Here is a 16,484-nt window from a genome sequence, read left to right as displayed (position 1 = left end):
GCATTAGCAAAGGTAACAAATCAAGATATAGATGAAATCATCCTCTTGTTAATGTTTAGTTAAGTAAAAGTATTACACACAAAGTTAAAAGGCCAATTAAGGCTAAATGAATGCTTATGTCTAAAATAAAACTAAACAATGAAACAATTACTTGAAAAATTTAAACCAATTTTAATATTGATGCTATTGTTTCTATATCATTTTAACTCCTATGCGCAAGAAAATTATGAGTTAACTGGTATCGTAACATCTGTAGAAACCAATACTCCCATTCCTGGAGTAAGTGTACTGGTAATTGGCTCTTCAAAAGGAGCTGTTACCGATTTTGATGGAAAATATACATTACAAGTTACTTCTGGTGATGTTGTGCAATTTTCCTATATCGGACTTAAGACCAAAACCATTACTATTTCGAATCAAACTACACTAAATGTAGAAATGCTGGAAGATTCTGAAGCGTTAGATGAAATCGTGGTAGTAGGATATGGAACTAGAAAAAAATCACACAATACCGGTGCTATTGCACAAGTTAAAGGAAGTGATGTTGCAGCAATACAAGCAACTCGTGTGGATGAAGCATTGGCAGGTAAACTATCAGGGGTTCTTATACAAAATCAAAATCCAGAACCAGGTGCAAATCCAAAAATTCAAGTACGAGCTGCATCTTCTCTTTCTGGTGATTCAGGGCCATTAATCATTGTAGATGGTTATCAAATTTCAGGAAACTTAGCCACTGTAAACCCCAGTGATATTGAAAGCTTAGAAGTATTAAAAGATGCAGCTTCGGCTGCTATATATGGAGCAAATGGTGCCAATGGAGTTATTTTAGTAACAACAAAAAAAGGGAAATCAGGAAGACCACAATTTAGCTATAACTCATTCATTAGCATATCAAATAAATATCGGAAGAACATCCTAAAATCAGGACCAGAGTGGGCTGCTTTTTCAAGACAAGAAATTGCCGCTGGCAATTGGGATCTATCTCAAATTGACCCAGCTTTTGTAGAATATAGATTAAGAGCATATGAAAATTCGCCAGGAGCCATCAGTCCAGAAGACTGGTTATTTAGAACTGGTGTTACCACAAATCATGATTTTAGTATGTCAGGTGGTTCTGAAAACGCTAAATTCTTTGGATCTGTAGGATATCAAAATGCAGAAGGAGTTGCAATAACGCAAGGTTTTGAAAGATTTAATGCGCGTTTAAATATAGATACCCAATCTGGTGAAAAATTTAAAGCAGGATTAAGCTTTAACGGTTTTACTTCTAGAAGAGACATCTTAGCGCACGACATGAGAGATTTATTAAGAGCATATGGTGTTCATCCTGTTTACCACACAGCAGAATCTATTGCATTTGTACAGGCATTAGATGTTGAAGCTCAAGGTTTAGGGTTATCACCATTTGATGATGGTTATAGAGGTGGAATTGGACCTACAAGCATATATGAATTACAACCAGGTGATAGAGTTGATGATTGGCACTATGGTAGAGCTAATAATGGTATTGGTGGTTCAGGAGACGCCGGACCTGCGCAAAAATTAGATAATGCAGATGCTTGGCAAAAAGTTTATTTTGCTAATGTTTCATCCTATCTACAATATGAAATCATAGATGGTTTAATCTTAAAAACCGTTTTAGGAGGAGATTTTAATAATACTAAAAATTTCTATTATCAAGGTTTAGGAGCAGATTCTAGAGCACGTACAGATCAAACAGATTTAGATGAAAGTTCCAGAAATGCATCATCTATTTTAAGCACAACCACCTTAAATTATAACAAACTTATAGGCAAACACGATATTGATGCTGTGATCGGTTATGAATTTTTAAATAACTACATTACCGGTATTTCTCTTGTAGGTACTAATGTTCCTAATAGTGATATTATCAATTACAACCTGTTGAACCCAGAAGATATCACAACAACTGAAACTGACATCACCAGAGCAAGAAAAAGTGTTTTTGGTAGAGTACAGTATGCATATGATAATCGTTATTTAGTATCAGCTTCCATAAGAAGAGATGGAGATTCTCGTTTTGGAGCCAATAAACAATATGGAGTTTTTCCTGCGATGTCTTTAGGTTGGAATGTACATAATGAGAGTTTTTGGAAATCGAATGCATTGAGCCTTCTGAAACTAAGATTTAGTACAGGTTCTTTAGGAACCAGTTCTTTCTTAAATGATTTTGATGCACAAAGCCTTTTAAATCCTATTCCGACTATTTTCGGTACTGGATTTGGAATTTCCGGAAATGTAAACAATCCAGATTTAACCTGGCAAACCAATACAGAAACAAACTACGGTATTGATTTAGGTTTTGTTAATAACCGATTTAGATTAAGTGTAGATTATTACAATTCTGATATCGAGGATATGTTAATAGGAAGTACCGTATCCTATACTACTGTTGGTCAACCTTCTATAATAGTAAACAATGGTGATATGACAAGTTCTGGACTAGAGGTAGACCTCTCCGCTAATCTTATTCAGGGGGAAAATTTTTCTTGGGACATCAGTGCTAATCTCGCTACTGTTAATACAGAAATTACTGATTTAGATAATGTAGAAGAACTTCCACAGATTCAATATGGTCAAAGTGGTCGAGGTCCTATTTTTAGAAATTATGTAGGTGGAGAAATTGGAGAAATGTGGGGCTTAGAAACTATTGGTGAAGTAGAAATGAGATTTTTAGAAGATCCGACAAGACACCCTAACAATACTTCTGGTGAATCTTATGTAGTTGATCAAAATGGTGATGGCGTTATTGATAGTGATGATTATGTAAAAATTGGACAAGCAACACCAGATTTTTATTGGGGATTAAATTCTTCTATGCGCTATAAAGCTTTCGATCTATCCATGCAATGGCAAGGATCTCATGGAGCAGAAGTATACAATATTGATCCTCTTTATTATGAGTCACAATGGTCTGGTCGATTAGTAGACACTTTTGATGCTAATGATGATGGTATAGCTGATCATAATGGAGAACATTATATAGGTAATAGAAGACAAACTGATCACGGTATTCAAGATGCTTCTTACATAGCCTTAAGAAATTTAACTATTGGTTATACAATGAACACAAAATTAATAAATAGGATAGGTTTGAACTCTGTTAGAATTTATGCCGCATCTACTAACCTATTATACATTTGGGGAGATGATTATACTTCATATAATCCAGAAGGTATAGAAACTGGAAATAGCGGTTATGCAGGACCAACAACATATGGTGTTCAAGTTGGTGCAAGCCCTATTATAAGAAGTTTTACGTTTGGTTTAAATGTTAATTTTTAAAAAAAAGAAAATGAAAAAAATCATTTTATTATTGGTAATAGCTATATCAATCACAGCGTGTGAAGAATTAGAGCAAGTACCATCAAACATAGCAAATTCGGACTCTTTAACGGATTTTGAAGGTGTTCTAAATGCCGCATATTTTTATCAGTTAGGTTCGGTAACCCCGATGGCTGTAATGGGAGATTTTAGAGCTGATAATGCGTTAATGATAGAAGAACCGTTTCCTTCTTTTGATAGATTTAATAGTGATCTACTAGTAATGGAAGATCAATTCTTTGAACCTTTTTATATTGCTTTATATAGATCAATCTTAAGTGCAAATAACGTCATTGAAAATTCAGCTAATACTACAGATGTTGGTGAAGCAAAATTTCTAAGAGCCTTATCATATTTTAAGTTAGTACGTGTATTTGGAGATATCACTGTAAATTTAAGCTCCGGAGATCTTAGTTTAGATTTAACAAGACAGCCTGCTGCAGATGTTTACAATAATGTTATCATTCCCGATTTACAAGACGCCATATCAGCTCTGGATAATTCAGGCTTATCTAATGGTAGGGCAACCCAAATTGCAGCTCAAGGACTATTAGGTAAAGTATATATTCAAATTGGTAACTTTAGTAGTGCAGAATCACATCTTGCTGCTGTCATAAATGGAGCAGCTGCAGCTGGTGTGAGTTTGCAACCTAACTTTGCTAATATTTTTGGAGACGCTAACGATTTAAATCCAGAAATTCTCTTCGCCACTCAAGTATCAAGTTCAATTCCAGATGAATATGGTTTTACAGAATTTACAGGTTGGTTTATAGGTAATGATTCAAAGTCTTTTGAACCATTAGATTTAGATTTAGTTGCTGCTTTTGATGCAGCTGGTGATGTTACAAGAAAATCACTCACAGTTGATGAAGTTGGTGTCAGAGGAATAAAATACCTCTCTGAAAACCCAGATCAAGATTGGATCGAATTGAGATTAGCGGATGTTATTCTGTTATATGCAGAAACACTTAATGAAAATAACAATGCAGATGGATCGCAATCAGCATCTATTTTAAGCTTATTGGATGGTATTCGAAATAGGGCTGGTCTAACCAGTTTAAGCGGTACTGCAAATACACAAATAGAAGTTAGACAAGCTATTGCGAACGAAAGAAGATTAGAATTAGCTTTTGAAGGACAACGATGGTTTGACCTTGTTCGAACAGATACAGTAGATGCAGAAATGGGAGAAACAGTTAACCCTAATTATTATGTATTCCCAATTCCTATTTCTGAAATACTTGCAAGTAATGGCGTAATTACTCAAAATCCTGGATACTAAAGTTGTGTGTGTTAAAAATGATAAGTAAAATTATTATTTATTCGGTATCCCCTACTCCATTGGTCATTAGTTTGATCAATGGAGTTTTTTTATAAATCCTAAATACAATAAAGTTATTCTGTTATTTATTAAAATGATACATTTCCGCTAAGATGTTTGACAAAAGCGTTATATATTTGCCATGAACTAGCGAAGTTGTATGATTACCATAAAAGAAATTACCTCCAAAGCAGATTTGACCACATTTGTTAAGTTTCCCTTTGAATTGTATAAAGATTCCCCTTATTACGTTCCTTCAATAATTAAGGAGGAGTTGGATGTAATGAACCCAAAAAAGAATCCTGTTTTTAAGAATGCTATAGCCAAATATTTTTTAGCTTATAAAGACAACAAGATTGTTGGTAGAATAGCTGCTATTATAAATTGGATTGAGGTAAAGGAACAACAAAAATCTAAAGTGCGTTTTGGTTGGTTCGATGTAGTCGATGATATTGAGGTTACCAAGGCACTTTTAGAAAAAGTGGCTTCATTTGGTAAAGAACATTCTTTAGAATATATAGAAGGGCCTGTTGGTTTTTCTAATATGGACAAAGCAGGGATACTTATAAAAGGATATGAAGAGTTAAATACTATGATAACATGGTATAACTATCCCTATTACAAATCACATATGGAGGAACTAGGTTTTGAAGACGCTGCAACTTGGGTTGAGTACAAAATTAAAGTACCTAAAGAAACCAAGGAAAAGGTGATCAAATTTGCTAAAATTATTAAAGAGCGATACCAATTACAACTCCTTAAATTTAAAAAGAGTAAAGAGCTATTGAAATATGCAGATGATATGTTTGATTTACTAAATAAAACATATAGTAGTTTGCAAACATTTGTTCCTATACAACAGTATCAGGTTGAAATGTATAAGAAAAAGTACTTACCATATTTAAATCCAGAATATATAACATGTATTGCAGATAAAACAGGTAAATTAATTGCCTTTTCTATAGTGATGCCTTCCTTTTCAAAAGCACTTAAAAAAATGAATGGTAAGATTTACCCGTTGAAATTTTTACATATTCTTAAGGCGCAACGTAGAAATGATACTGCTGCATTCTATCTAATTGGAGTTGATCCGGAATACCAGAATAAAGGAGTTACTGCTTTAATATTTAAGGAAATGAACGAAACTTTTATACGAAATGGCATCGAAATGGTAGAGACTAATCCAGAATTAGAAGAAAACAAAGCAATTCAAGCATTGTGGAATGATTATGAGCATGAACAGCATAAAATGCGTAGAACGTATAGAAAAATCATTTAAGAAGGTCTAAAAGATACATACTCAAATATAAATTTGTAATCTATTTATTGCATTTTGAGAACCTATTAATCATTAAAATATCCTTTCTAATACGGCTTCTCAAATAGAAAGATAAGTAAATAAAAAATCCGCTATTTTTAATAGCGGATTTTTTATAATATAAAGCATTTAACTACTCTCCCATTGCTTCTGCAAGGGCAGCAGATACTTTCTTATATGTTCCGTTCTCTAAGGATTCTCTAATAGCAGAAAACGCATTCAATGTGTCTTCTATATCTTCCATAGTGTGAGATGCTGTTGGTATCAGTCTCAATAAAATCATCCCTTTAGGAATTACAGGATACACTACTATTGAACAAAATATACCATGATTCTCTCTAAGGTCCTTAACTAGAGCCATTGCTTCCGGTATACTTCCTTTTAAATATACTGGAGTCACACAACTTTGTGTAGTACCTAGATCAAATCCTCTATCACGTAAACCATTTTGAAGTGCATTTACATTTCTCCATAACTTCGCTTTTAGTTCAGGCATTGTTCTAAGCATATCTAATCGCTTAAGAGCACCCACTACTAACTGCATTTGTAAGGATTTAGCAAACATTTGAGATCTAAGATTGTATTTAAGATAGTCTATAATCTCTTGATCTGCAGCTATAAATGCTCCTGTACTAGCCATAGATTTTGCAAATGTAGCAAAGTACACATCAATTTCATCTTGTACTCCTTGCTCTTCTCCGGTTCCTGCTCCAGTAGCTCCTAATGTACCAAAACCGTGTGCATCATCCACAAATAGTCTGAAATTATATTTTTCTTTTAAAGCAACTATTTCTTTTAATCTTCCTTGCTCTCCACGCATTCCAAAAACACCTTCAGAAATCAGCAAAATTCCTCCTCCTGTTTTCTGAGCCATTCTAGTAGCTCTCATCAGGTTTTTTTCGATACTTTCAATATCGTTATGTCGATATGTATATCGTTGACCTTGATGTAATCTAACACCATCAATGATACAAGCATGAGCATCTACATCATAGACAATGATATCGTCTTTACTTACCAAAGCATCAATAGTAGATACCATTCCTTGATATCCAAAATTCAATAAATATGCAGCTTCTTTATGTACGAATTCTGCAAGTTCATTTTGTAATTGTTCGTGAAGATCTGTATGACCACTCATCATTCTGGCTCCCATAGGATATGCAGAGCCATAAGCAGCAGCAGCTTCTGCATCTATTTTACGAACCTCATCCATGTTAGCAAGCCCCAAATAATCATTTATACTCCAGGTAACTACTTCTCTTCCCTGAAACTTCATTCTATTTGATATTGGACCTTCCAACTTTGGAAAAACAAAATATCCTTCCGCTTGATCTGCCCATTTCCCTAAAGGTCCTTTGTCTTTGTATATTTTATCAAATAAATCTCTCATCTACCGCAAATTTGATTTCTTTAAGTTTGCGAAAATACAGAAAATTGATGTGATAGCATAATTATATTCCAAATCACTACAATCCCCATTTTTCACAAAAAAAGCATCTGTAAATAAACCAGATGCCTAAGTTTTTTCTTTTAAATATTTACTTAACAAACTGGACTTTTGTAGTATCTTCTTCATGTATACTATCAAAAAATCCTTGTTCCAACATCCAATCATCACTAAATACCTTACTCATATATCTAGAACCATGATCTGGCAATATGACTACTACATTACTATGTTCATCAAACTCACCTTGTTCTGCAAGTTGTTTTATTCCTTGTATAGCAGCTCCACTAGTATATCCTAAAAACATACCTTCAGATTTAACAAGTTCTCTAGCCGTATGCGCACTATCTTCATCGCTTACCTTTTCGAATTTATCTATGATATCAAAATCAGTTGCTGTAGGTATTAAATTCTTACCTAAACCTTCTATTCGATAAGGATATATCTCTTCTTCATCGAACTCTTTAGTCTCATGATATTTTTTTAGAACAGATCCATAGGCATCAATTCCAAAAACCTTTACTGCACTATTCTGTTCTTTTAAATATCTTGCTGTTCCAGAAATCGTTCCTCCAGTTCCACAACAAGCTACAAAATGGGTAATTTTTCCTGCTGTTTGATTCCAAACTTCTGGTCCTGTAGAATTGTAATGTGCATCGACATTTAATTCATTAAAATATTGATTTATATATACAGAACCATGAATTTCTTCATGAAGTCTTTTGGCAACCTGATAGTAAGATCTAGGGTCGTCAGCACTTACATGAGCTGGACAAACATAAACCTTAGCTCCCATATTTTTAAGCATGGCAATTTTGTCCTTTGAAGATTTTGAGCTCACTGCTAAAATACAATTATAACCCTTAATAACACTAACCATTGCTAGGCTAAAACCAGTGTTACCACTAGTAGTTTCAATAATTGTACTACCAGGCTTTAAAATACCTTTTTTTTCAGCTTGTTCTATAATATATAGTGCTATTCTATCTTTAGTGGAGTGACCTGGATTAAAAGATTCTATTTTTGCATAGAAATTACCAGGATAGCCTTTCATAATTCTGTTTAATTTTACAAGTGGTGTTTCACCTATAAGCTCTAAAACATTATTATAAGCTTGTATATTTTCTCTCATATGGGTTGTGTTTAAACAAGTCTACAGAACTAATTAAAGGGGAGTCTATAAACTGTTACAAAAACGCTACGAAGTTACGTTAATTTTTTTAATTAATTCTTGATACCTTCTAAATCTAATAAAAATGCATATTCTTCTGCAACCTCTTTCAATGCTTCGAATCTTCCTGAAGCTCCTCCATGCCCTGCTTCCATATTCGTATGTAACAAAAGAAGATTTTTATCTGTTTTTAATTCTCTAAGTTTAGCCACCCATTTTGCAGGTTCCCAATATTGAACTTGAGAATCATGAAGTCCAGTAGTAATCAACATATTTGGATAATTTTGAGCTTTTACATTATCATAAGGAGAGTATGATTTCATATAATCATAATACTCCTTTTTATTTGGATTTCCCCATTCATCATATTCCCCAGTGGTTAAGGGAATACTATCATCTAGCATAGTTGTTACAACGTCAACAAATGGAACCGCTGCCACTACACCATTATAGAGATCAGGTGCTATATTAACAACTACGCCCATTAAAAGTCCTCCAGCAGAACCTCCCATTGCATATAAGTGTTTAGAAGATGTATATCCTTCTTTAATTAAAAATTTAGAGCAATCCACAAAATCTGTGAATGTATTCTTCTTTTTAAATAATTTACCATCTTCATACCACGATCGACCTAAGTACTCTCCTCCTCTTACATGAGCGATTGCATAGACAAACCCTCTATCTAACAAACTTAATCGAACCGTAGAAAAGTAGGGATCAATAGTTGAACCATAAGATCCATAAGCATATTGTAGTAGTGGATTATTGCCATCTTTTTTTATCCCTTTTTTATATACTAATGAAATTGGAACCTTTACTCCATCTTCTGCAAAGGCCCATACACGTTCAGACACATAATTATTTTTATCAAATTTATTTCCTAAAACTTCCTGTTCTTTCTTGATATCTTTTCTTCTTGTATCCATATCAAAATCAATCACAGAATTAGGAGTTGTCAAAGAATTATAAGCATATCGCAAACATTTAGTATCAAAGTCTACATTGGTACTTACATAAGCAGTATAGGTTTCATTGTCAAAAGGCAGGTAATAATCCTCCTTACCATCCCATCTTTTGATATTAATCTTGTTTAAACCATTACTACGTTCACTAATTACCAAATAGTCTTTAAAAATGTCTACATCTTCTAATAAAACATCTTTACGATGAGGAATTACATCTACCCAATTTTCTTTCAAAGTATTCTCTTCAGAAACTTTCATTAATTTGAAATTCTTTGCATTATCCGCATTGGTCAATACATAAAAGTATCCATCATAATGAGCGATCCCATATTCTAAACCTCTAGTTCTGGGTTGAAAAACTTTAAAACTCCCTGTCGGATCATTAGCTTTAAGAATATGATATTCTGATGTTAAGGTACTACTAGAACCGATAACAATATATTCTTTAGATTTTGTTTTATACACAAACGTATTAAAGGTATCATCTGATTCATGATAAATCTCTACATCTTCTGATGGGTCCGAAGCTAATTGATGTCTATAAATTTTATGAGATCGTAAGGTATCTTCATCTTTTTTTGTGTAAAACAAGGTTTTACTATCTGCAGCCCAAGTACTTCCTCCAGTAGTAGTCTCAATTGTTTCAGGATATATCTCTCCTGTAACTAAGTTCTTTATGTGTATGGTATATTTTCTTCTACTTACTGTATCTACTCCAAAAGCGATCAAAGTATTATCTGGACTTACATTTAATCCAACCATTTTAAAATATGAATGTCCCTCAGCTTCTTTATTACAATCAAATAAGATTTCTTCTTTTGCTTCTAAACTTCCTTTTTTACGAGCATATATAGGATAATCTTTTCCAGTTTCGTAACGTGTTATATACCAATATCCATTGAGTTTGTATGGAACAGATGAATCATCTTCTTTAATTCGGCTCTTCATTTCTTCAAAAAGATTATTTTGAAAATCTTTGGTATGTCCCATCATCTTTTCATTATAATCATTTTCCATATTCAAATAATCAATGACTTCAGGGTTTTCCTTATCATTAAGCCAAAAATAATTATCAACACGAATATCACCATGTTTTTCTAAACGAGTAGGTTTTTTTTCTACAACGGGATTTTGAACTTCTATCTGCAATGTTATGGTATTTATTTTTTTTATACGCGAAGTTGCAAAAGTAAGAGTTAACATTCATATTACTTCTAGACTTTTCGCTTAAATCTCTTAGTTTATTAACAGGTAAAATACTAATTTTGTTCTTAATAAATCATTAAAAAAATAAAATCGATGTTTGGAGATATGATGGGAATGATGGGTAAATTAAAAGAAACCCAAAAAAAAGTTGAAGAAACTAAAAAAAGATTGGATACCGTTATGGTTGATGAGACTAGTTCGGATAACCTTCTTAAAGTAACGATTACGGCTAATAGAGAAATCAAAAGTATTTCTATCGCTGATGAATTATTAAGTGATAAAGAACAATTAGAGGATTATCTAATTCTTACTATTAATAAGGCGATTTCAAAAGCAACTTCTGTTAACGAAACAGAATTAGCTGCAGTAGCCAAGGAAGGAATGCCTGATATTCCTGGTTTGGATCTTTTTAAATAATTCGGATAAGCACAAGCATATAAAAAAAGGAAGCATATTGCTTCCTTTTTTCGTATTAATACATAACTGATGGTTAGTTATTAATTAATCTAAATTCAGTTCTTCGATTTGCAGCATGCTGACGTTCAGTACATGAAACTCCATCAGAACATCTGTTTTTCAATCTATTTTCTCCATATCCATTAGCTACTAATCTACTTCCATTTACACCTTTAGAAAGTAAATAGGTTACTACAGCTTGTGCTCTTCTTTCTGACAAACTCTTATTGCTTGCTTTAGAGCCTCTAGAATCTGTATGAGAAGCAATTTCCATTTTAGTACCAGGATTATTTGCTAATACAGGCATTAATCTTGTATCAATAATATTCTTCGCTTGTGAAGTAAGTGTTGCACTACCAAGATTCCAGTTAATTGGTAAAGCAGAATATTCTACTAATGAGCACTCAACTTCTTTCCAAGTTGTCAATCCTCCTTTTTGTGTGAGTACTTCTTTGCTTACGGTTTTAAAAGTTGCTGGTACTACTACTTCTTCGGTATATGCATCTTTTACCATAACTGTTTTAGTAATGGTTGCATATTCCGCTGGTATAACTGTCTCGTCTACTCTTGCTGGCTCAGCAATTACTCGTTTAATGTAAGTACTTGTTAGCTCGTCAATTGGAGTACTTCTAGTAGAAGCATCCGAACTTAACGTCTGAACTGGAACTGTTGTAAATTCTGCAGGGTATCCTTTATAACACCAGTAACGACAATCATCTGGGTTACTAGATGCACAATCAGGTGCTGGAGAACCTAGTTCCCATTGTGCATATGCAGGTTTTGTTTCTACTGTTTCTGCACCTGTACCAAATTTAGCAGGAATAACTGCTAATTTTGAAGCTTTCTGCTTTTTTATAAAAGTTACTGTTTCATTCTTATATTTAGCAGGTACATACGTAAACTTTTTAGTCTCTTCCTTTATCATAACTCTTTCTGTTACCTTTTCGAAAGTAGCAGGAAATGTTTTAAGCTTTCTATATTCAGGTGTAATTTGAACTTGCACTGTCTGATTTTCATAAATATCAGGTGTAGTACAACGTACATAACATTTTCCAGGCTCAGGATTAGCTGGAAGGTCTTGTGCTTGAACTACAATACCTGCAAATGCAAGGAAAACAAGTAAAATTCTGTTTTTCATGTGTTGATGATTTTGTGGTTATTATTATGTTACATTTAAAGGTACGAAATTATGAGTATGAAAAAGAAATGTTAAAATTAACATTTGAAAAAACTAGTTCGTTTTCGATATACTGTTTTTTTATTCGATGAAATGCAGAAAAAAGGAATATTTGGTTTTTATTGTATTTTTCTTTTTCCTTTTAATTCTATATTTTTATCAAAATCAGTCTAATTTTATTAAAAAATCATCAATATGTTTGAACTCAAAAATAAAGAAGGGTCTAATTACCATTTTACTTTAAAAGCAAAAAATGGACAAGTAATTCTAAGTAGTGAAGTTTACAACAGTAAAGCTGCTGCTGTTAATGGAATTGCTTCAGTGCAAAAAAATTCTTCTGAAGACGGAAGATATGAGAGAAAAACATCTAAAGATGGAAAGTTTTATTTTAATCTAAAAGCTACCAATGGTCAGATAATTGGTAGTAGCCAAATGTATACCTCTGAATCTGGTATGGAGAACGGAATAAATTCTGTAAAAGAAAATGCTCCAGGAGCGGATACCAAAGAAATTTAAGACATAAAAATATTTAAAATAGAAAAGCTGCTCGAATAACGAGCAGCTTTTTTATTTATAAGCTTTTTAAGACATTCAAAAAATATTCATGCATTTCATCTGTATAATCGAGATGGGTTACAAATCTTAGTTTTCCCTGTCCCATTCCATAAAAATGAATATTTTTCTTTGCCATCTGCTCAATAAATTCTTCTTCATTTCCTGCTATGGTAAATATGATAATATTTGTATCTATTGGTTCTACATTGGTTACAAAGGATAATGTGTCTAATACTTGTCCAATATCTTTCGCCTTTACATGATCATCATGTAAACGATCAATATGATAATCAACTGCATAAAGCCCTGCAGCAGCCATAAAACCAATTTGTCTCATTCCTCCTCCTAATACTTTTCGTACTCTGATAGCATTTTGCATAAGCTCCTTATCTCCTATCAAAACTGATCCCATTGGCGCTCCCAAGCCTTTACTTAAACAAACAGATATCGTATCAAATACTTTTCCGTACTGTTTAAAGGTTTCTTGTTTTGCCACTATTGCATTCCATAATCTTGCACCATCCAAATGATATCCTAAATTGTGATCATTACAGACTTTTCTGATTTCTTCAATTTCCTTAAAGTCATAACAAGCTCCTCCACCCTTATTAGTAGTATTTTCTATACACACCAAACTTGTTAATGGACTATGATAAAAATCTGGAGGATTTATAGAAGATGTAACCTGATCTGCAGTTATCATTCCCCTGTTACCATCGATTAACTTACAAGATACACCACTATTAAAAGAAACTCCTCCACCTTCATAATTGTAAACATGTGCATATTTATCCGCAATAAGTTGTTCTCCTGGTTGCGTATGCAACTTAATCGCTGCTTGATTTGCCATACTACCTGAAGGAAAATATAGCGCCATATCTTTACCAAACATGCTTGCAATCTTCTCTTCTAAGTCGTTTACTGTTGGATCTTCTTTATATACATCATCTCCAACTTTAGCCATCATCATAGCTTCTAGCATTTGGGGAGTAGGTTTAGTGACGGTATCACTTCTAAGGTCGATAATCATATTTTATAATAAATAATTTAGTTTTTGAAATTTGTTAATAATTCTAGGGTGTTTTTTAAAAATCTCAGTGCAAGGTACATTGAAAACTTCCAATAGGAGAACCATCAGGAATTTTTGGAGAAGGAATTAATGTAAATTGATCAGGTTTTCTCATAAAATCTTCAATCTGCTTTAAATAATAATTGTTGTACACCAGATCCAAATCTTTTGTTTTTCCAGAAGTTAACAAAGAGCGTATTTTTTGTAGTGAATTATGAGCTATTGCTTGTACTTGAGGATAACTATTTGTATTGTTCGCGAGATTCATTAGGTGTTTAAGTGTATTATTTTTTACTACCTGTTGTATTTCATTATGATACTTATTTTTTGGTTTTGAATTAAAAACCTTTTGAATAAGCTTATCCATTACCTCTGATGGCTCTAATTGATTTTCATACAAACTACTTTGTTGAACTAATCTCGAAATTCTTTCTGAATTTAGTAACAAAGATAAACTCATATCACTAGCTGTTGAAGCAGCACTTAATGCATCAAATCCAACACCTGTATTCCCTTTAAACGACTCTCTAGTTCGACCATAACCAAAAGCTCTAGGTGGAAATAGCTTCAATTTACTTTCTGGAATTGCCAAAACTTCTGGAGATAATGTATAAAGAATTTGATCTAATGCTTCTTTTTGTTCTCTTGCCGAAATTACTTCTACAATAGTTTGTCCGTCTCCTTTGGTAGCATAATTATAATTCAAACCTCCTACTAATTTTACCGCAGCTTCTGTTTGATATCTATGATAAAAATATAAGGGAACAAATACATCTTCTAAAACAGAATAAGGTTCACCACTTCTAATATTATCTTCTGAAAAATTTTTCATTGCAAGGTTTCTTACTTGCAAAACGTTTTTTAATTCTTCTGCAGCATTGCTTCCATTATCCCATAAATGTGCTAATCCATGTGCTCCTCCTCGCGGTCTAGCATCACTATCAGAAATAAAGCGTAATCCAGAGGCATATGCATCAGACAATATTTTATCTAATTGTTGTTTCTCATTAATATTATTATCAAATTCAGAATAACTGTAAGCAACAGTAACTTTATCCCAAACACCTATTTTGGTATCGTAGGCGTTAGAAAAATCAATCTGATTATCCTTTATATTAATTGTTGGATGGGGATAATCCATTACCGAAGCTCTATTGTTTGTACTAGCAGCAAAATTATGAGCAAAACCAATAGTATGTCCTACTTCATGTGCTGATAACTGTCTAATTCTGGCTAATGCCATTTCTAACATAGGTTGGTAATTGGAATCACTGGTTGCAAAAGGCTTATTTGATAAAGCCTGCGCAATAAGGAAATCTTGTCTAATCCTTAAACTTCCTAAACTTACATGTCCTTTTAATATTTCTCCAGTTCTGGGATCTACAACACTTGCCCCATAACTCCATCCTCTTGTTGAGCGATGTACCCATTGAATTACATTATATCTAAGATCCATTGGATCCGCATCTTCCGGAAGCATTTTTACTTGAAAAGCATTCTTAAAACCAATAGCTTCATAGGCTTCATTCCACCATCTTGCTCCATCTAATAATGCCGATCTTACTGGTTCAGGTGTACCAGGATCTAAATAATATATTATTGGTTCTTTAGCTTCACTTACTTTTAATTCAGGATTTTTCTTTTCTAATCGATGTCGTTTGATATACCTTTTTACGATCGGTTCTTGAATTGGAGTTGCATAGTCCAAATAGGATATTGAAAGTGCTCCACTTCTTGGGTCGAATACTCTTTTTTTGTAATTATTATCTGGCAATTGAACAAATGAGTGATGCTGAATAACTGTTAGAAGTTTTGGATCTGGAGCAACAGACCAAACATTTCCACCTTTTGGAATTCCTTTATACGTTAATAAAGACTCAAACTCAACATTTTTAGGAAAAGCTTTGGTTCTTTCTAGACTAATAGCGCTTTTAGTTTTATCTACACTATAGTTTCCTTCATTCATGTTTTTTAATCTACCAATAACATCATGAGTATCTTGCATTAAAAAAGGTGATAAATCAATAATATAATTCTCTCCTTTTTTTTCTTTTATGGGAAAACCAAATAAAATGGATTTTGCAAATGCTTGTTCAACACTTTTTTTCTCTAACTTATTTTCTGTTATCGCTCTATATCTCTGATTAGGTTGAACTAACAATAATTTATTACCAGCTTTTTTAAACTTTACGATAACTCCATTTCCTATTTGCCCTCTATCCAAACCTATATCATTTGAACCTAAGCCTGAAGCTAAAGAATGAACGTATAAAAACTCGGTATCTAATTGATCAACTTCTAAATAGATAGCATCTTTTTGCTCACTATAATAAAAGTTAAAAAAACCTTCAAAAGACTTTAAGTCCTTTTGTTTATCTAAAAATTGGGCTGAAATTAATTGACTAATTATTAAAAACAGGATGGTTATATACAATCTCATGTAAGAATGAT

Annotated in this window: 11 protein-coding genes; 5 read left to right on the top strand and 6 right to left on the bottom strand. The window is 33.0% G+C overall.

Translation table 11 applies throughout. The features are described from left to right. Positions 1 to 138 precede the first annotated feature (138 nt). From GBO31_RS06360 to GBO31_RS06350, 3 genes are all read left to right on the top strand, one after another. Entirely contained in the window at positions 139 to 3,306 is a 3,168-nt protein-coding gene (locus GBO31_RS06360; RefSeq protein WP_219007496.1) for a SusC/RagA family TonB-linked outer membrane protein, read from the top strand. A 10-nt stretch (positions 3,307 to 3,316) separates the two neighbouring features. After that, on the top strand, positions 3,317 to 4,627 hold the full coding sequence (locus tag GBO31_RS06355; protein ID WP_219007495.1) for a RagB/SusD family nutrient uptake outer membrane protein: 1,311 nt from the start codon (positions 3,317 to 3,319) through the stop codon (positions 4,625 to 4,627). Between the two features lie 199 nt (positions 4,628 to 4,826). Continuing rightward, positions 4,827 to 5,945, top strand: coding sequence for a GTP cyclohydrolase (locus GBO31_RS06350; protein ID WP_219007494.1), 1,119 nt, complete (start codon positions 4,827 to 4,829; stop codon positions 5,943 to 5,945). Positions 5,946 to 6,117: 172 nt separating this feature from the next. Here the strand turns inward: GBO31_RS06350 and GBO31_RS06345 are convergent, their stop codons facing one another. The 3 genes from GBO31_RS06345 to GBO31_RS06335 form a co-directional block, all read right to left on the bottom strand. Next, the gene (locus GBO31_RS06345; RefSeq protein ID WP_219007493.1) at positions 6,118 to 7,377 is read right to left on the bottom strand and encodes an aminotransferase class I/II-fold pyridoxal phosphate-dependent enzyme; all 1,260 of its coding nucleotides are present in this window, start codon (positions 7,375 to 7,377) and stop codon (positions 6,118 to 6,120) included. 148 nt (positions 7,378 to 7,525) lie between these two features. Next, positions 7,526 to 8,566 carry a PLP-dependent cysteine synthase family protein gene (locus tag GBO31_RS06340; protein WP_219007492.1) on the bottom strand — a complete coding sequence of 347 codons (1,041 nt, stop codon included), beginning with the start codon at positions 8,564 to 8,566 and terminating at the stop codon, positions 7,526 to 7,528. Positions 8,567 to 8,658: 92 nt separating this feature from the next. Continuing rightward, positions 8,659 to 10,773, bottom strand: coding sequence for a S9 family peptidase (locus tag GBO31_RS06335; RefSeq protein ID WP_219007491.1), 2,115 nt, complete (start codon positions 10,771 to 10,773; stop codon positions 8,659 to 8,661). A gap of 96 nt (positions 10,774 to 10,869) precedes the next feature. Here GBO31_RS06335 and GBO31_RS06330 point away from each other — a divergent pair, with 96 nt between their 5' ends. Continuing rightward, the gene (locus tag GBO31_RS06330) at positions 10,870 to 11,193 is read left to right on the top strand and encodes a YbaB/EbfC family nucleoid-associated protein (protein ID WP_219007490.1); all 324 of its coding nucleotides are present in this window, start codon (positions 10,870 to 10,872) and stop codon (positions 11,191 to 11,193) included. A 73-nt stretch (positions 11,194 to 11,266) separates the two neighbouring features. Here the strand turns inward: GBO31_RS06330 and GBO31_RS06325 are convergent, their stop codons facing one another. After that, positions 11,267 to 12,370: an OmpA family protein gene (locus GBO31_RS06325; protein WP_219007489.1), complete on the bottom strand. Its 1,104-nt coding sequence runs from the start codon at positions 12,368 to 12,370 to the stop codon at positions 11,267 to 11,269. 234 nt (positions 12,371 to 12,604) lie between these two features. On the opposite strand from GBO31_RS06325, the gene GBO31_RS06320 reads away from it, so the two are divergent. Beyond that, positions 12,605 to 12,925: a YegP family protein gene (locus GBO31_RS06320; protein WP_219007488.1), complete on the top strand. Its 321-nt coding sequence runs from the start codon at positions 12,605 to 12,607 to the stop codon at positions 12,923 to 12,925. A gap of 55 nt (positions 12,926 to 12,980) precedes the next feature. Here the strand turns inward: GBO31_RS06320 and GBO31_RS06315 are convergent, their stop codons facing one another. Then, positions 12,981 to 13,994, bottom strand: a complete 1,014-nt coding sequence (locus GBO31_RS06315) for a threonine aldolase family protein (protein WP_219007487.1) — start codon at positions 13,992 to 13,994, stop codon at positions 12,981 to 12,983. Between the two features lie 64 nt (positions 13,995 to 14,058). Further along, a complete protein-coding gene (locus tag GBO31_RS06310) occupies positions 14,059 to 16,473 on the bottom strand; it encodes a zinc-dependent metalloprotease (protein ID WP_219007486.1) in 2,415 nt (804 codons plus the stop codon). Positions 16,474 to 16,484 lie beyond the last annotated feature (11 nt).

This window comes from Aquimarina litoralis, assembly GCF_019295435.1.
GTDB lineage: Bacteria > Bacteroidota > Bacteroidia > Flavobacteriales > Flavobacteriaceae > Aquimarina > Aquimarina litoralis_A.
The sequence above is the reverse complement of the archived record's forward strand: the minus strand, read 5'-3'. Positions and strand labels throughout refer to the sequence as shown.